The sequence below is a fragment of the Streptomyces sp. NPDC053755 genome (assembly GCF_040677675.1).
Taxonomy (GTDB): Bacteria; Actinomycetota; Actinomycetes; order Streptomycetales; family Streptomycetaceae; genus Streptomyces.
Genome location: NZ_JBFASK010000024.1, coordinates 95,054 through 111,646, shown reverse-complemented (window position 1 = coordinate 111,646; position 16,593 = coordinate 95,054). Strand labels below are relative to the sequence as shown.

The following is a 16,593-nucleotide window of genomic DNA, read 5'->3' as shown; positions in this document are numbered from 1 at the left end:
AGATGGACGTCGCCGGTCACACCGTCGCCTACACCTGGCCCGGCGCCCTGCCCGAACCGGTCCTCGACGGCCCGCGCGCCCTCTACTCCGAGGTCCTGCCCGGCGTCGACCTGCTCCTCGTCGCACGCGAGGAAGGCGGCGTCGCCCAGCTCCTCATCGTCAAGACCCCCGAAGCGGCCCGGCAGGAAGCGCTGAAGTCCGTCGCGTACGGGCTCCGCTCCCAGACGGCCACCTTCCACCTCGACGCCCCCAAGAGCCGCGTCCTCGTCCTGGACAAGGCCGGCAAGGAAGTCGCCTCCATCCCGACGCCGTTCGCGTGGGACTCCAGCGGCCGCGACCCCGAGCTGTCGGGTGCCCAGGCCACGCCCCGTACCGCCACCGGCACCCCGGCGGACGTGCTCAAGCTCTCCGGCCTGACCGGCATCGAGCCCGGCGCCCAGTCCGCGCAGCTCCCCGTCGCCCTTGACGGCGACAAGACGAGCACCGCTCGCCTCTCGCTGAACGTGGCGGCGACGGGCCTGTTCACCAAGGCGGGTGTGAAGTTCCCGGTCTTCGTCGACCCGACGATGAACTCGCCCTACGAGGCGTGGACGACGGCCTACCGGAAGTACCCGAACAGCAGCTTCTGGAACGGCACCAACTTCTCCTCCGGCACCTCCGACGCCCGCGTGGGCTACGAGAGCGACACCGGCGGCCTGGGCCGTTCCTTCTGGCGGATGAAGTTCGACCCGAAGATCAAGGGCGCCACGGTCACCCGCGCGTCCTACAAGGTCCTGAACAACCACTCCTGGTCCTGCACGGACCGCGAGTTCAAGTTCTACCTGACCGGCGGAATCTCCACCGGTACGACGTGGAACGCGCAGCCGTCCTGGACGACGCACCTGCAGTCGAAGTCCTTCGCGCACGGCTGGTCCACCTCCTGCCCGGACGCGTACGAGGCGTTCGACAGCGCCGGTGTGAAGGCCGCCGCGCAGAAGGCCGCCGACAACGGCTGGTCGAACATCACCTTCGGCATGCGCGCCACCAGCGAGACCGACACGCAGACCTGGCGCAAGTTCCGCGCCACCTCCGCCACCTTCGAGGTCGACTACAACCGCCCGCCGAGCGAGCCCACCGCCGGCACCAGCACCCCCGGTGGGCCCTGTGTGCCCGGTCCCGGCGCGGGCGTGACGATCGGCAAGACCAACATCACCCTGTCGGCCAACGCCAAGGACGGCGACGGCAACCTGTCCAAGCTGCGCTTCCGGTTCTGGAAGACCGGCACCACGGCTCCTGCCCCGGTCGACGCGACGCCGAACTCCTCCGGGACCGCCACGCGGATCATCTCCGCCACCGACCCGCTGATCAAGGACATCACGGCCTCCACGTCCTACTCGTGGGACGTCCACGCCATCGACCAGGTCGGTGCCGTGTCCACGTACTTCCCGCCGAACACCACCGAGCCGTGCCGCATCACGATCGACCCGACCGCGCCGCCGCAGCCCACCGTCGACGAGGAGACCACCCCGTTCAAGCGGGCCACCTCGGACGGCGCCACCTGGGCCTCGGTGAAGTTCGGCAGCACCGGTTCGATCACCTTCCGGTCCGAGGGAGCGGCCAAGTTCCGCTACGGCTTCGAGGGCATCTACTACCCGGACGTCCCGGCGGTCAACGGCGCCTTCACCGACCCCGCGCTCAAGCCCCCGCACGCCGGCCCCAACTGGCTGCACATCTTCGCCCTCGACTCGCTCGGCAACGTCAGCGCGCGGACCGACTACGCGTTCTACGTGCCGCCGCGCGACGCGGCCGACGGCCCCGGTGACGTGGGCGGCGACAACATCGCCGACCTGCTCGTCATCGACGCCAACGGCAACCTCTTCTCCTACCCGGGCAGCCCGGGCGGCGAGCTGTACGCCGGTCTGACCGGCTCGTACAGCAAGGGCGCGGACGGCAACGTGGTCATGCACCCCAAGGGCCACTGGTTCGACGCGGCCACCGGCAAGGCGGCCCTGATCGCCCACCACAGCGACGCCTACCCCGGTGACGGCTCCACCGACCTGTTCGCCCGTACGCCCGACGGCGGTTTCTGGCTCTACCCGGGCGACGGCTACGGCACGTTCGACGTCGACGACCGGCTCAAGATCAGGCTGCCGTCGAACGCGCCCGCCCCGTCCACCTGGACGCAGCTCAAGGCCGTCGGCGACATCACCGGCGACAAGCGGGCCGACCTGGTCCTGCGGGCCGGCTTGTCCTTCTGGGTGCTGTCCGGCTACACCGGCGCCACCTTCCAGACCGCCACGCTGATGAACGCCGACGCGTGGGAGCGCCGCGACATCGTCAACGTCGCGGACATCGACGTCGACGGCACCCCCGACCTGCTGTGGCGCAACCTCGACAACGGCAACATGTACGTCCGCCACGGCAAGCCCGGCGCCGCCGGAGCCGGCAGCGTCGACCTCACCTCGCTGATGCTGGCCGCCAACTCCCTCAACGGCGACGTGGCCTACGGCACCGGCTGGACCGAGGCCAACGTCAACACCGCCATCGGCATCCCGGACGTCAGCGGGGACGGGATCCCGGACATCTGGACCCGGACCACCGCCGACGGAACGATCAAGATCTACCACCCCTCCAAGACCAACACCAACGCGCCCGTCAAGACGGTGCTGTCGGTCAACTGGAACGGGATCAAGGCCTTCGGCTGATGCCCGGCCTGAGGTAGGAACACCGAGGACAGGACCGGGCCCCGGCCCCCTCCCAGGGGGCCGGGGCCCGGTCGCGTCCGCGACCCGGTCAGTTCACCTCGTCCGCGAGGGGCTCGGCCACGGGCGTGCGCTTCAGGGAGGACGTCACCAGCGTGATCGCGCTGCCCACGACGGCCCAGGCCGAGAGGACCAGGAGCGAACCGGTGACGTCGTTGCCCTTGAAGTACGCGATCGAGCGCGCCGCCCAGGTCCCCGCGCCCGGCGGCAGGGCGGGGCCGATCGCACTCCAGAACGGGGGCAGCATCGGCAGCGGGAAGGCGCCGCCCGCGCTCGGGTTGCCCGCGATCACGATCAGCAGGATCGCGAGCCCGATGCCGACGATGCCGAAGAGGCACTGCAGGGCCAGGGTGGCGGCGCCGACCGCGAAGACGACCAGGGTGCCCAGTCCCCACAGGGCGGCGACGCTGCCCGGCAGGGCGCCGAGGATCGGGCCGACGATGACCGCGCCGCCCAGCCCGCCGAGGACCGAGTAGAGCGCCAGCACCCCGAGCCGGATGATCGCGCGTTCGCGGTTCGCGGGGCGGGAGCCCGCGCTGATGGCGAGGATCGCGGCGCAGATGTAGCCGCCGACGCACCAGCCGACGACCAGATAGAAGGCCGAGAGGCCGTCGAAGTCCTGCTCTGAGGCCGGAGCGATGTCGACGGTCCTGAGGGTGCGACGGTCGGCTGCCTCGACCCGGGTGAAGAGCGCGTCCAGGGCGGAGGACAGCACCGTGCCTCCGCCGGAGGCGACGAGCAGGGTGTCGGTGGTGCCGGCGGGGTTCACCACCAGGGCCCCGTCGATGTCCCGGTTCATGATCTGCTTCCGGGCCTCGGCCTCGTCCGCGACCGTCCGCGGGTCGAGCGGCCCGCCGGGGAGCCGCTCCAGGCGCCCCACCAGCTGGGCTGAGACCTGCTGCGGTGCGACCACCCCGAAGGGCACGTCCTTCGGTTTCGGGTTGTGCAGTGCCCCGACGTAGGAGGCGATGAACAGCAGCTGGAGGGCGAGCACGCCGACGACGAGCAGGGCTGCTCGCGGAGTGACGGCGCTCTTCAGTTCCTCGGCGAGACTCATGCCCCCACGCTCCGGGGCATGGGGTGTTCTCGCAGGTGGGCTGGGCCCGAACGGATGACGGAGAGGACCGCGCCCGGCGTATCGTACGCACGTTCGAAATGGTCTATGGTGAAGGAGAGGGGGGTGGGAACGTACGTACGAATCGATGCGGGAGGTGCACATGCGGGGGTTCACGCATCTGCACACCGCGTCGGGTTTCTCCCTGCGTTACGGCGGCTCGCACCCCGAGCGGCTGGCCGAGCGTGCCGCCGAGCGCGGCATGGACGCCCTCGCCCTCACCGACCGTGACACCGTCGCGGGCGTGGTCCGCTTCGCGAAGGCCTGCGCGGCGGCGGGGGTGCGTCCGCTGTTCGGTGTCGACCTCGCCCTCGACGGGCCCGCCCCGACCGGAGGCGCCGCTTCCGGCCTCCGCGGCCCCGGCCCCCAGGGGCACGGCTCGACCGGCCCGGGCTCGGACGGCCTCGGCGCCGGCGGCCCCGGTCCGCAGGGTGCCGGCCGGGACGGCCGTCGGGCCGCCCGCGTCGGCGGCGTCGCGTCCGCGGCCACCCCCGCCGGGTGGCCGGTGCGCGGTGACGCGACCTCCGCGCGGCGCGTCCCCGTGCGCGGGGGTGCCTTCGTGGACGAGTCCGCGCCCCGCGCCGTCTTCCTCGCCCGCTCCCGCGACGGCTGGGCCGCGCTCTGCCGGATGGTCACCGCCGCCCACGCGGCCGGCGGTGCCCAGCCCCAGCCCCTGCTGCCCTGGGACGCCAACCACGGCGACGGTCTGACCGTGCTCCTCGGCCCCGCCTCCGACGTCGGCCGCGCCCTCGCCGCAGGCCGCCCCGACCGGGCCGCCCGGCTGCTCGCCCCCTGGCGCGAGCGGTACGGCGACGCCCTGCGCCTGGAGGCGGTCCACCACGGCCGCTCCGGTACGGGCCCCGGTTCGCTGCGGCTCGCCGCCCGCACCGTCGGCTTCGCCGCCGAGCAGGGCGTCCGTCCGGTCCTCACCAACGACGTCCGGTACGCGGACTCCGGCCAGGGGCCCGTCGCCGACGTCCTCGACTCCGCCCGCCGACTCGTCCCCGTCGACCCCCGCGGGGAACTCGACAGCGGCGAGGCCTGGCTCAAGGGCGGCGGCGACATGCTGGCCGGCGCCGAGCGGATCGTCGAGGCCGCGGGCTTCCGCCGGGACACGGCCCACCGGCTGCTCGAACAGACCCAGGCCGTCGCCGCCGAGTGCCTGCTCGATCCCGAGGACGACCTCGGAATCGGATCCGCCCACTTCCCGGAGCCGCACCTCGTCGGCGCCCGGCACCGCACCGCCCAGCGCGTCCTGGCCTCCCGTGCCGCCGCCGGCATGGTGCTGCGCGGATACGAGGGGCGCCGCGCCTACTGGGACCGGATGCACCGCGAGCTGGACATCATCGCCCACCACGGCTTCGCCACCTACTTCCTGACGGTCGCGCAGGTGGTGGACGACATCAAGAGGATGGGGATCAGGGTCGCCGCCCGGGGCTCCGGTGCCGGCTCCCTCGTCAACCACCTCCTCGGCATCGCCCACGCCGACCCGGTCGAACACGGGCTGCTGATGGAGCGCTTCCTGTCCAAGAACCGCACCGCCCTGCCCGACATCGACATCGACGTGGAGTCCGCCCGCCGCCTGGAGGTCTACCGCGCGATCATCGACCGCTTCGGCACCGAGCGGGTCGCCACCGTCGCCATGCCCGAGACCTACCGGGTCCGCCACGCGATACGGGACGTGGGCGCGGCCCTGTCCATGGATCCCGCCGAGATCGACCGGATCGCCAAGGCGTTCCCGCACATCCGGGCCCGGGACGCGCTCGCCGCCCTCGACGAACTGCCGGAGCTGCGTGCCCTCGCGGGCGAGAAGGGGGAGTACGGCAGGCTCTGGGAGCTGGTCGAGGCCCTCGACAAGCTGCCGCGCGGCATCGCGATGCACCCGTGCGGGGTGCTGCTCTCGGACGCCTCGCTGCTCACCCGTACCCCCGTCGTGCCCACCAGTGGCGAGGGCTTCCCCATGTCCCAGTTCGACAAGGAGGACGTCGAGGACCTCGGACTGCTGAAGCTCGACGTCCTCGGGGTGCGGATGCAGTCCGCCATGGCCCATGCCGTCGCCGAGATCGAGCGGGCGTCGGGCGAGCGGGTGGACCTCGACGACCCGGAGCAGGTCGAGCCGGGCGATCCGAAGACGTACCGGCTCATCCAGTCCACCGAGACCCTCGGCTGCTTCCAGATCGAGTCGCCCGGCCAGCGTGACCTGGTCGGCCGGCTCCAGCCCGCCACCTTCCACGACCTCGTCGTCGACATCTCGCTCTTCCGGCCGGGACCCGTCGCCGCCGACATGGTCCGCCCGTTCATCGAGGCCCGTCACGGCCGGGCCCCCGCCCGCTATCCGCACCCGGACCTGGAGGACGCGCTGAAGGAGACGTACGGCGTCGTCGTCTTCCACGAGCAGATCATCGAGATCGTACGGATCATGACCGACTGCGGTCGCGGCGAGGCGGACCAGGCGCGCCGCGGGCTCTCGCATCCCGAGTCGGCGGGCCGGATCAGGATCTGGTTCGCCCAGCGGGCGGAGCGCCGGGGGTACGACTACGAGACGATCGCCCGCGCCTGGGAGATCGTGGAGGCCTTCGGCTCGTACGGCTTCTGCAAGGCGCACGCGGTGGCCTTCGCCGTGCCGACCTACCAGTCGGCCTGGCTCAAGGCGCACCACCCGGCGGCCTTCTACGCAGGGCTGCTCACCCACGACCCGGGGATGTACCCGAAGCGGCTGCTGCTCGCGGACGCGCGGCGGCGTGGCGTGCCGGTGCTGCCCTTGGACGTGAACAGGTCCGCCGCCACCCACCGTATCGAACTGGTGTCCGAGGTCCCGAAGGTGTGGGGGCTCCGGCTGGCCCTCGCCGATGTCCACGGCATCAGCGAGGCGGAGAGCGCGCGGATCGAGGCCGGGCAGCCCTACGCCTCGCTGCTCGACTTCTGGGAGCGCGCCCGACCGCGCAAGCCGGTGGCCGAACGACTCGCGCAGGTGGGTGCGTTGGACGCCTTCGGCGCCAACCGCCGGGATCTGCTGCTGCACCTGACCGAACTGCACCGCACTCAGCGGGGGGCGGCATCCTACGGCGGCCAGCTCCCTCTCGCCCAGGGCATGAAGACCGCCCCCATCGGCCTGCCCGACCTGGACGAGTCGGAGCGGCTCAGCGCCGAGCTGGGCGTCCTCGGCATGGACGCCTCCCGTCACCTGATGGGCGATCACCACGCCTTCCTGCGCGAACTGGGCGTGGTCTCCGCCAAGCGGCTGCGCGAGGCCCGGCACGGGGAGACCGTCCTGGTCGCGGGCGCCAAGGCGGCCACCCAGACCCCGCCGATCCGCTCCGGCAGGCGGGTCGTCTTCACCACGCTCGACGACGGGACGGGCCTGGTCGACGTCGCCTTCTTCGACGACTCCCACGAGGCCTGCGCCCACACCGTCTTCCACTCCTGGCTGCTGCTCGTCCGGGGCGTGGTGCAGCGGCGCGGCCCGCGCAGCCTCAGTGTGGTGGGGTCCGCGGCCTGGAACCTCGCCGAACTGGTGGAGCTGCGGGCGGCCGGCGGTCTGGAAGCGGTGGGGGAGCGGCTCGCCGAGCCCCTGCCCTCCGGCGACGGCGGTGACAGCGGTCGCCGGATCAGGATGTCGACCGGCTTCCAGATGAACCCCTGGGCGGACCTCCGGCCCGCCGGTGACGGCGCGGTGACCCCGCCGCGGAAGCTGTGGCACAGCAGTCCGGGGAGCGCGGGATGATCCTCTGTGTACGGTTCCGGCTGGAGCCCCTGTACGAGGCGATGCTGCCGCGGCTGCTGTCCCTGGTGGGCGAGTTCACCCCGGTCGTCGAGGCCGCCCCGCCCGACACCCTGCTCGCGGACGTGCGCGGCGCGCTGCGCTATTTCGGCTGGAGCCCGGCGGAGCTGGCCTCGGTGATACGGGTCAGGGCGCTCGCGCTGTACGGCATTGACTGCGTCGTCGGTGCCGGGCCCAACCCGATGCTGGCCCGGATGGCGGCCCGTGAGGCCCGGCCCGGCGCCACCCTGGTCGTCGAGGACCCCGAGCGCTTCCTGCGGGACCGCCCGGTCGCCGCGCTCGACGGGGTCGGCCGCGCCACCGCCCGTACCCTCTGCGCCTACGGCCTCGACTCCATCGGGCGGGTCGCGGACGCGCCCCTCGCGGTGCTCCAGCGGCTGCTCGGGGCGAAGGCGGGGCGCGAACTGGCCGAGCGGGCGCGGGGTGTCGACCGCACCCCGGTCGTGCCGAACGCGGCCTCCCGTTCCCTGGCGGCCGAACGCTCCTTCGCCCACGACGAGTTGGATCCGTCTGCCCAGCGCAGGGCGCTGCTCTCGCTCGCCGATGAGCTGGGCGCCCGGATGCGGGCGGAGGGGCAGGTGTGCCGCTCCCTGACGGTCACCGTGCGGTACGCGGACCGCTCCACCAGCAGCCGTACCCGCACGCTGCGCGAGCCGACCGCCCACACGGCGGCGCTCACCGACCTCGTGTACACGGTCCACGAGTCGTTCGGGCTGCAGCGCGCACGGGTGCGGGGGATCGCGCTGCGCGCCGAAGGGCTCATGCCCGCCGAGGGGGCCGCGCGACAGCTGACCTTCGACCCGGCGGACGACAGGGCCCGACGGCTGGAGGCGGTGGCCGACCGGGCGCGGGCGAAGTTCGGTCCGCGGGCTGTCCTGCCGGGCTCACTGGCGGCCTGACACGCGGCCGTTGCTCCGTCGTGACGAGCGGTCAGTTTTTACCGACGCGTAACTTCCCAGCAAAGGCTACCCGTGCGTAGCTTGTCATGAGCAGAGCATCCCCACTTGTGGTCCGGACCGCAGGGCTCGCTGTCATCGTTCGCCCGGATTTCCCTTGAGCCGCAAGGAGATCGCACGATGCTGCCCTGGAAACACGCGCTGAGAGCCGTGTCCGTCCTGCTGCTGACCGCCGCCGCCACCCTCGCGCCCACCGCCTCGGCCCAGGCCGACACGTCCACGTCCCTCACGGCCGACACCTCCGCCGCGGCCGCCGGCCGGGGCTGGAACGACTTCTCCTGCAAGCCCTCCGCCGCCCACCCCCGCCCCGTCGTCCTCGTCCACGGCACCTTCGGGAACTCCGTCGACAACTGGCTGGTGCTCGCGCCCTACCTGGTCAACCGCGGGTACTGCGTCTTCTCGCTCGACTACGGGCAGCTGCCGAACGTGCCCTTCTTCCACGGCCTCGGGCCGATCGACAAGTCCGCCGAACAGCTCGACGCCTACGTGGACAGGGTGCTCGCGGCGACCGGGGCCGCCGAGGCCGACCTCGTCGGCCACTCGCAGGGCGGCATGATGCCCCGCTACTACCTCAAGTTCCTCGGCGGCGCCGAGAAGGTCCGCGCGCTCGTCGGCATCGCCCCCGACAACCACGGCACGACGCTGCTCGGCCTCACCCGGCTGCTGCCGTACTTCCCCGGCGTCGCCGACCTGATCGACGAGAAGACCCCCGGCCTCGCCGACCAGGTGGCCGGCTCGCCCTTCCTCACCAAGCTCAACGAGGGCGGGGACACGGTCCCCGGCGTCACCTACACCGTCATCGCGACCAAGTACGACGAGGTCGTCACCCCCTACCGCTCGGGGTTCCTCGACGGTCCGAACGTCACCAACGTCGTCATCCAGGACAAGTGCGCGCTCGACCTGTCGGAGCACGTCGCGATCGGGACGGTGGACCGGGTCACGTTCCACGAGGTCGAGAACGCCCTCGACCCGGCCCACGCGACCCCGACCACCTGCCTCTCGGTGATCGGCTGATCCACCCGATCCGGCCGGTCCCGACCGGGTCAGCGGCTGTGGCGGCCCGTCGACGGCGACGAACGGCGGACCGTGGCGAAGAGCACGGCCGCGCCCATCGCCAGCACGGCGGCGCCGCCGACCGCGATGTACGGGGTCGAGCCGTCGCCACCGGTCTCGGCGAGGTTCTCGCCCGCGCCGGCGGCTGCGGGCGCGTTCGGCGCGGACGCACCGGGCGTGGCCTCGCCCGACCCGGCGGCCTCGGACGGCGCCGGGGCCGGCGCGACGGATTCCGAGGCCGGTGCCGCGGGCGCCGCCGCGGTCTCCTTCGCCCCGGTCCCGGCGTCGTCGTCCCCATGCCCGCCGTGCTCGACCGAGGACTGGTCCTTCCCGTCCTCGATCTGCTCCTTGCTCGGCGCGCTCGCCGTCGGGGCCGGGGCACCGCCCGCGCCACCGTTGTCCTGGCCGAAGACGACGTCGGAGCAGGTGTAGAACGCCTCGGGGGAGTCCGAGCGCTGCCAGACCGAATAGATCAGGTGCCGCCCGGACCTCTGCGGGACGGTCCCGCCGAAGACGTAGTCCCCGTTCTCGAGCTTCGGGTCGGTCACCGTCGCGAAGGGCTTCTCCTCCAGGTCCGACCACTTCAGCGGCCTCGACGGGTCGTAGCCCTCCTTGGTGACGTACAGCGCGATGGAGCCCCGGTGCGGCGCGGTCGCCTTGTAGCGGAAGGTGTGCGCCCCGGAGACCAGCTTGCTCGCCGGCCAGTCGCCGCGCGCCAGGTCGAGGCCGCGGTACTTGTCGTTGCCCGCGCTGCACAGCTTGCCGTCCGGGATCAGCTCACGGTGCTTGCCGGCGGCGTTGGCGATGTTCACCGCGTTCCAGTCGTAGAACGCCTGCGCCCCGCTCGCCGCCACCGCGGCCTTGCACGCCGCCGACCGCGGACTCTCGGGCCCTTCCGCGTAACAGGCCGAGACCCGGCTCACCGGATCCGTCATCGACCCGTGCGCGACGGCCGGGGCGGCGGCGAGACCGGCCATCGCGAGCGGCGCGATGCCGAGGACGAGAGCGGTGGCGGCCGTACGGCGAGCGGTCATGAGGAGCGACTCCTTCGAGAGGGGAACGTGGGGGTCGCTGAGCAAGCTAGCCGCCGAGATCCGTGAAAAGGGCCGCTGGGAACGGGTGATGGCGATCCTTATGGTCGCTTTAAGGAGCCCCTAAGCGGCACAATAGAAAGGTCGGCACGGCCGCTTCGGGACAGCGCGTCCGGCCCCGTCGGGGACTCTGGACCCGAGCGGTGCCGAGACGGTGGAGCCGGGCCACCGAGCGACCGTGGGTCCGGTCCGTGGCGGGGCGGTGGAGCCCGGACCCTTCCGAGAGGAGGGACCGGCCATGCCCGTACGCGTCGGAACCTCCGGGTGGCAGTACCGGGACTGGCGCGGGGTCCTCTACCCGCCCGCGGTGCCGCAGCGAGAGTGGCTGGAGGAGTACGCCCGGTCCTTCGCCACCGTCGAGAACAACAACGCCTTCTACCGGCTGCCCACTGCCGAGACCTTCGCGTCCTGGCGGGTGCGGACGCCGGAGGGATTCGTCATGGCGGTCAAGGCGAGCCGCTATCTGACGCATCTCAAACGGCTGCGCGACCCCGAGGAGCCGGTGGCGCGCCTGATGGACCGCGCGGCCGGGCTCGGCGACCGGCTCGGGCCCGTGCTGATCCAGCTGCCGCCCCGGTTCCGCGAGGACGTCGATGCCCTGGACGCCTGTCTGCGGTGCTTTCCCGACTCCGTCCGGGTCGCCGTGGAGCTCCGCCACCCCTCGTGGTGGGAGGCGGAACGCCCGCTGCGGACGGTGCTCGAGCGGTACGGCAGCGCGCTGTGCTGGGCCGACCGCGGATCGCGCCCGGTGACACCGCTGTGGCGCACCGCGCCCTGGGGGTACGTACGGTTCCACGCCGGCCTCGCCCGCCCGGCGCCCCGCTACGGCCGCCAGGCGCTGGCCTCCTGGGCCGGACGCCTCGCCGACGCCTGGCCGGACGAGGCCGAGGTGTACGCGTACTTCAACAACGACACCGGCGGCGCGGCCGTCGTCGACGCCTCCCGCTTCGCCCGGGCCGTGGCGGCGCGGGGGCGGACAGTGAGCCGCACACCCGAGGGCCCGGCGGGCGGAGGACCGGCGTGGTGAGCCGCGCCGTCCGGACCCGGAGGGGACCCGCAGATCCGCAGCCCTGAGCCGCGCAGCCCTGAGCCGCGCCGCCCTGAGCCTCGCCGTCCGGAGGGGCGGCCGGCACCGGGGTCGCGCGCCCGGGGCCGAGGGGCGGGCGTCAGCCGCCGAGGCGCCGGTAGCGCCGTTCCGGGCGGCCCGTCCCTCCGTACCGCAGGGTGATCTCCGCGCGGCCCGTCTCCGCGAAGTACTCCAGATAGCGCCGGGCGCTCACCCGGGACAGTGCCCCCGCCTCCGCGCACTCCGTCGCCGACAGACCCTCCGGATGCGCCCGCAGGATGCCGTCCACCAACTCCGCCGTGGGCGCCGCCAGGCCCTTGGGCAGCTCCCGCGAACCGGGCGGGCGGGTGCCGAAGATCTGGTCCACGTCCTCCTGCCGGGCCTCGTCCAGCTCCTCCAGGCGGCTGCGCAGCGAGGCCACGTGCCGCAGCTGCTCCTGCAGGGCGGCCTGGTTGAACGGCTTGATCAGATAGTGCAGCGCACCCGCCCGCAGCGCCGAACGGATCATGCCCGCGTCCCGTGCCGCCGTGATGAACAGCGCGTCGACCCCGAGGCCCGCCCCGCGCAGCTCGCGCAGCACGCTGATCCCGTCCATGTCGGGCAGGAAGATGTCGAGCAGCACCAGATCGGGGCGCAGCAGGCCCGCGGCGCGCAGCGCCTCGGCGCCGCTGTGCGCGACCCCGACGACGGAGAAACCGTCCACAGTCGACACATAGCGGCTGTGCAGCTTCGCGACCATGAAGTCGTCGTCCACCACCAGCACCTTCGTCACGCCGCCACGCTAGGTCGCGACCACAAGGACCACAACGTCCGTTGATTGCGGAAGAGAGACAGCTTCTTAACGCGCGGGCAACATGTGGGCCACTTCACTCACCTACCGAGAGGCGGCACACGTGCGTCTGCGCACTCCCCTCGCCCTGTTCGGGGCGGCGCTGCTGGTGCTCGTGGGGCCGCCGCTGCTCTCCACCGGCAGCGGCTCCGACACCGGCACGCAGATACCGGGCCTGCGGTTCATGGTCCCCAACACGCCCGGCGGCGGATACGACATCACGGCCCGCACGGCTGCCAAGAACGCCGAGGACGCCGGTCTCACCACCGGCATCGAGGTCTTCAACCTGCCAGGCGCGGGCGGCACCGTCGGCCTCACCCGGCTCGTCGGCGAGCACGGCAACGGCCGGCTCGCGATGTCCATGGGTCTCGGCGTCGTCGGAGCCGTCCACACCAACAAAACCCCGAAGACCCTCGCCGACACCACTCCGATCGCCCGGCTCACCGAGGAGCAGGACATCGTCGTGGTCGGCAAGGACTCTCCGTACCGCACCATCCAGGAGCTTCTCGCCGCCTGGAAGAAGGACCCCGGCAAGCTGCCCGTCGGCGGCGGGTCGTCGCCCGGCGGACCCGACCACCTCGCCCCGATGCTGATGGCGCAGGCCGCCGGCATCGCGCCCAGGACCGTGAACTACATCCCCTTCGACGGTGGAGGCGAACTCCTCGCCTCCATCCTCGGCGACAAGGTCGCCTTCGGCGTCTCGGGCGTCGGCGAGTACCTCGACCAGATCAAGTCCGGCGAACTGCGTCTCCTCGCCGTCACCGGAGCCAAGCGGGTCCCCGGGCTCGACGCCCCCACCCTGCGGGAGGCGGGGCTCGACACGGAGTTCACCAACTGGCGCGGCATCGTCGCCCCTCCCGGCCTCTCCGAGGCCGAACGGGCCAAGCTGGTCGGCCTGGTGAGCGAGCTGCACGCCTCCCCGCAGTGGCGGGAGTCGCTGAAGAAGAACGGCTGGAACGACGCCTTCCTGCCCGGCGAGCGGTTCGGGGACTTCCTCACCGAACAGGACCGGCGCGTCGGCTCCGTCCTGAAGGAGCTGGGACTGTGAACACCCCCGACACCCCCGACACCCCCGAGACCGCCCGGACCCCCGACACCGCCGAGACCGCCCGGACCCCCGAGACCGCCCGGACCCCCGGCCGGCCCGAGGGCTCCGGGACCCCCGAGACCGCCCGTACCTCCGGCCGGCCCGAGGGCTCCGGGACCCCTGAGGCCCCCGGAACGGACGAGACCGCCGACACGGCCACGGCTCCCACGGTGCCGGGGCAGCGGAAGTCTCCCGAGGCCGCCGGAGCCCCCGCGACCAGGAAGCGGGGATCCTGGCTGCGCGAGCACTCCGAGCTCGGCGTCGGCCTGCTGCTCCTCCTCATCGGCGTCCTCGTCCTCACCGACGCCCTCACCATGACCGTCGACATCACGCAGCGGGGCCCCGTCGGCCCCCGTACCGTGCCGGTCGTCGTCGGCGTCGGCCTCCTCGTCGTCGCCGTGCTCCTCACGGTCGACGTCCTGCGCGGCGGCCGCGGTGAGGCCGAGGGCGGCGAGGACGTCGACCTGTCCGAGCCCGCCGACTGGCGCACGGTCCTGCTCCTCGCCGGTGTCTTCCTCGCCTTCGCCGTCCTCATCGGCCCGGTGGGCTTCCCTGTCGCCGGAGCCCTCCTCTTCTGGGGCGCGGCCTACGCGCTGGGCAGCCGCCACCCGCGACGCGATCCCCTCATCGCCGCCGGCCTCTCCCTCCTCACCTACATCGTCTTCGACCACCTGCTCGGAGTCCCGCTGCCCGGCGGCCCGTTGATGGGAGTGCTCTGACCATGGACTCACTGAACTCGCTCATCGACGGCTTCGGCACGGCCCTCACCCCGATGAACCTGCTGTGGGCCGCGATCGGCGTGCTCCTCGGCACCGCCATCGGCGTCCTGCCCGGCATCGGCCCCGCCATGGCGGTCGCCCTGCTGCTCCCGGTGACCTACGGGCTCGAACCGACCGGCGCGTTCATCATGTTCGCCGGCATCTACTACGGAGCCATGTTCGGCGGCTCCACCACGTCCATCCTGCTCAACACCCCCGGCGAGAGTGCCGCCGTCGTCGCCGCCATCGAGGGCAATCCCATGGCCAAGGCCGGCCGGGGCGCGCAGGCGCTCGCGGCCGCCGCCATCGGCCACTTCGCCGGGGGCATGGTCGGTACGATCCTGCTCGTCGTCCTCGCCCCGACCGTCGCCGCGCTCGCCGTGGACATCGGCGCGCCCGACTACTTCGCGATCATGGTGCTCGCCTTCATCGCGGTGACCTCCGTCCTCGGCTCCTCCCGCGTCCGCGGCCTGGCCTCGCTCCTCATCGGTCTCACGATCGGCCTCATCGGCCTGGACCAGATGACCGGTCAGCAGCGCCTCACCTTCGGCTCGCTCCAGCTCGCCGACGGCGTCGACGTCGTCATCGTCGCGGTCGGTCTCTTCGCCATCGGCGAGGCCCTGTGGGTCGCCGCGCATCTGCGCCGTACGGCGGGCGAGGCGATCCCCGTCGGACGGCCGTGGCTCGGCGGGGACGACGTCCGGCGCACCTGGAAGTCCTGGCTGCGCGGGCCCTTCATCGGGTTCCCGTTCGGCGCGATCCCGGCCGGCGGCGCGGAGATCCCCACCTTCCTCTCGTACGTCACGGAGAAGCGGCTCTCGAAGCACAAGGACCAGTTCGGCAAGGGGGCCATCGAGGGCGTCGCCGGTCCCGAGTCCGCCGCCTCCGCGTCGGCCGCCGGCACCCTCGTGTCGATGCTCACGCTGGGGCTGCCGACGACCGCCGTCGCGGCCGTCATGCTCGCCGCCTTCCAGCAGTACGGCATACAGCCGGGACCGCTCCTCTTCGAGCGCGAACCCGACCTGGTCTGGGGCCTGATCGCCTCGCTCTTCGTCGGCATGGTCCTGCTCCTGGCGCTCAACCTGCCGCTCGCCCCCGTCTGGGCCAAGCTGCTGCGCATCCCGCGCCCGTACCTCTACGCCGGCATCCTCTTCTTCGCCGCCGTCGGTGCCTACGCGGTCGGCGGAGAGGCGCTCGACCTGGTCATCCTGCTGGCCGTCGGCCTCGTCGGCCTCGGTATGCGGCGGTACGGACTGCCCGTCCTGCCGGCCGTCATCGGCGTGATCCTCGGACCGGCCGCCGAGCAGCAGCTGCGGCGAGCGCTCCAAATCAGCGACGGTTCCCCGGCCGGCCTGGTCGACACCCCCTTCTCCGTCACCGTGTACGCCGTCGTCGTGCTCCTGCTGGTCTGGCCGCTGGTGAGGAAGGTGATCGGGCGCCGCCGCGAGAGGACGGCATGACCGCCGGGATCCTTCTCCGCGGGTCCCCGACCGCGCGGAGAAGGATCCCGGTCCGTACGACCGTATGACGGTCATTCTGGCCGCGAGCGGTCGCATCCGGTCCCAACGCGCCCCCGAAAGGGTGAGTTTCGGACAGTGGGCGGCCTGATCCGATATCCCTGGCGGGCAACGTTCCCCCACCCGAAAGGGACCGCGCCCATGCGTCTTCGTCTCGCCCTCGCCGCCTCCAGCCTGCTCATGGCCGCCACCGCGACCGCCGCCCAGGCGGAACAGGCCGACGATCTCTCCGTCGACGCGTACGGGACCGTGGCCGACGACGGCACGGTCACCGTCTCCGGCACCTACCGCTGCTTCGACGACAGCGCCGGCCCCGTCTTCGTCGGCAGCACCCTCGTCCAGCAGAACCTCTCCGCCGGGATCGGCGGCACCCGGGCCGTCTGCGACGGCCAGGTGCGCACCTGGACCAACTCGGGGGTCGTGAAGGAGCCCGCCTACCGGGCGGGCGCGGCCCGGGTGAAGGCCACGCTGATGCAGCTCACGCCGACCGGTCCGATGGGGCTGCCGATGCCCGGCTTCCTGGCCGCGCAGGACTCCGACGTCACCCTGCGCTGAGCCGGAGGACGCCCCACGGCGCGGCCCCCCCGCCGGTCCGCGCCG

The 16,593-nt window shown here is 72.7% G+C and carries 12 protein-coding genes; 9 read left to right on the top strand and 3 right to left on the bottom strand.

Features of this window, described 5'->3' with window-relative positions:
• The coding region (locus AB0K65_RS22730) for a hypothetical protein (RefSeq protein WP_365719267.1) at positions 1-2,684 on the top strand (2,684 nt) is incomplete at its 5' end.
• Positions 2,685-2,772: 88 nt separating this feature from the next.
• On the opposite strand, the gene AB0K65_RS22725 is transcribed toward AB0K65_RS22730, so the two are convergent.
• The gene (locus tag AB0K65_RS22725; RefSeq protein ID WP_365719265.1) at positions 2,773-3,798 is read right to left on the bottom strand and encodes a DUF3533 domain-containing protein; all 1,026 of its coding nucleotides are present in this window, start codon (positions 3,796-3,798) and stop codon (positions 2,773-2,775) included.
• Between the two features lie 160 nt (positions 3,799-3,958).
• Between AB0K65_RS22725 and AB0K65_RS22720 the strand changes: the two genes are divergently transcribed.
• The 3 genes from AB0K65_RS22720 to AB0K65_RS22710 all read left to right on the top strand — a co-directional run bounded on the left by AB0K65_RS22720 (position 3,959) and on the right by AB0K65_RS22710 (position 9,606).
• Positions 3,959-7,579 carry a DNA polymerase III subunit alpha gene (locus AB0K65_RS22720; protein WP_365719263.1) on the top strand — a complete coding sequence of 1,207 codons (3,621 nt, stop codon included), beginning with the start codon at positions 3,959-3,961 and terminating at the stop codon, positions 7,577-7,579.
• Positions 7,576-8,535 (top strand): hypothetical protein, encoded by a 960-nt coding sequence (locus AB0K65_RS22715; RefSeq protein ID WP_365719261.1) that lies wholly within the window; start codon positions 7,576-7,578, stop codon positions 8,533-8,535. The genes AB0K65_RS22720 and AB0K65_RS22715 overlap by 4 nt, the downstream gene beginning before the upstream one ends.
• 177 nt (positions 8,536-8,712) lie before the next feature.
• Positions 8,713-9,606: an alpha/beta fold hydrolase gene (locus AB0K65_RS22710; protein ID WP_365719259.1), complete on the top strand. Its 894-nt coding sequence runs from the start codon at positions 8,713-8,715 to the stop codon at positions 9,604-9,606.
• Between the two features lie 29 nt (positions 9,607-9,635).
• Here the strand turns inward: AB0K65_RS22710 and AB0K65_RS22705 are convergent, their stop codons facing one another.
• Complete coding sequence (locus AB0K65_RS22705) at positions 9,636-10,679, bottom strand: lytic polysaccharide monooxygenase (protein ID WP_365719257.1); 1,044 nt, start codon at positions 10,677-10,679, stop codon at positions 9,636-9,638.
• 295 nt (positions 10,680-10,974) lie between these two features.
• Here AB0K65_RS22705 and AB0K65_RS22700 point away from each other — a divergent pair, with 295 nt between their 5' ends.
• On the top strand, positions 10,975-11,763 hold the full coding sequence (locus AB0K65_RS22700; RefSeq protein ID WP_365719255.1) for a DUF72 domain-containing protein: 789 nt from the start codon (positions 10,975-10,977) through the stop codon (positions 11,761-11,763).
• Positions 11,764-11,902: 139 nt separating this feature from the next.
• Here AB0K65_RS22700 and AB0K65_RS22695 read toward each other — a convergent pair whose 3' ends face one another.
• Entirely contained in the window at positions 11,903-12,574 is a 672-nt protein-coding gene (locus tag AB0K65_RS22695) for a response regulator (protein ID WP_365719253.1), read from the bottom strand.
• A gap of 121 nt (positions 12,575-12,695) precedes the next feature.
• On the opposite strand from AB0K65_RS22695, the gene AB0K65_RS22690 reads away from it, so the two are divergent.
• The 4 genes from AB0K65_RS22690 to AB0K65_RS22675 all read left to right on the top strand — a co-directional run bounded on the left by AB0K65_RS22690 (position 12,696) and on the right by AB0K65_RS22675 (position 16,548).
• On the top strand, positions 12,696-13,679 hold the full coding sequence (locus AB0K65_RS22690) for a tripartite tricarboxylate transporter substrate binding protein (RefSeq protein ID WP_365719251.1): 984 nt from the start codon (positions 12,696-12,698) through the stop codon (positions 13,677-13,679).
• Between the two features lie 209 nt (positions 13,680-13,888).
• Positions 13,889-14,437 (top strand): tripartite tricarboxylate transporter TctB family protein, encoded by a 549-nt coding sequence (locus AB0K65_RS22685; protein ID WP_365719283.1) that lies wholly within the window; start codon positions 13,889-13,891, stop codon positions 14,435-14,437.
• Positions 14,438-14,439: 2 nt separating this feature from the next.
• Positions 14,440-15,936 (top strand): tripartite tricarboxylate transporter permease, encoded by a 1,497-nt coding sequence (locus AB0K65_RS22680; protein WP_365719249.1) that lies wholly within the window; start codon positions 14,440-14,442, stop codon positions 15,934-15,936.
• A 198-nt stretch (positions 15,937-16,134) separates the two neighbouring features.
• Positions 16,135-16,548 (top strand): DUF6299 family protein, encoded by a 414-nt coding sequence (locus tag AB0K65_RS22675; protein WP_365719247.1) that lies wholly within the window; start codon positions 16,135-16,137, stop codon positions 16,546-16,548.
• Positions 16,549-16,593: the final 45 nt, after the last annotated feature.

Bases quoted from the DNA above. Each gene is read 5' to 3' on its own strand.
- AB0K65_RS22725 (WP_365719265.1), bottom strand. From the start codon at position 3,798: ATGAGTCTCGCCGAGGAACTGAAGAGCGCCGTCACTCCGCGAGCAGCC.
- AB0K65_RS22720 (WP_365719263.1), top strand. From the start codon at position 3,959: ATGCGGGGGTTCACGCATCTGCACACCGCGTCGGGTTTCTCCCTGCGT.
- AB0K65_RS22715 (WP_365719261.1), top strand. From the start codon at position 7,576: ATGATCCTCTGTGTACGGTTCCGGCTGGAGCCCCTGTACGAGGCGATG.
- AB0K65_RS22710 (WP_365719259.1), top strand. From the start codon at position 8,713: ATGCTGCCCTGGAAACACGCGCTGAGAGCCGTGTCCGTCCTGCTGCTG.
- AB0K65_RS22705 (WP_365719257.1), bottom strand. From the start codon at position 10,679: ATGACCGCTCGCCGTACGGCCGCCACCGCTCTCGTCCTCGGCATCGCG.
- AB0K65_RS22700 (WP_365719255.1), top strand. From the start codon at position 10,975: ATGCCCGTACGCGTCGGAACCTCCGGGTGGCAGTACCGGGACTGGCGC.
- AB0K65_RS22680 (WP_365719249.1), top strand. From the start codon at position 14,440: ATGGACTCACTGAACTCGCTCATCGACGGCTTCGGCACGGCCCTCACC.
- AB0K65_RS22675 (WP_365719247.1), top strand. From the start codon at position 16,135: ATGCGTCTTCGTCTCGCCCTCGCCGCCTCCAGCCTGCTCATGGCCGCC.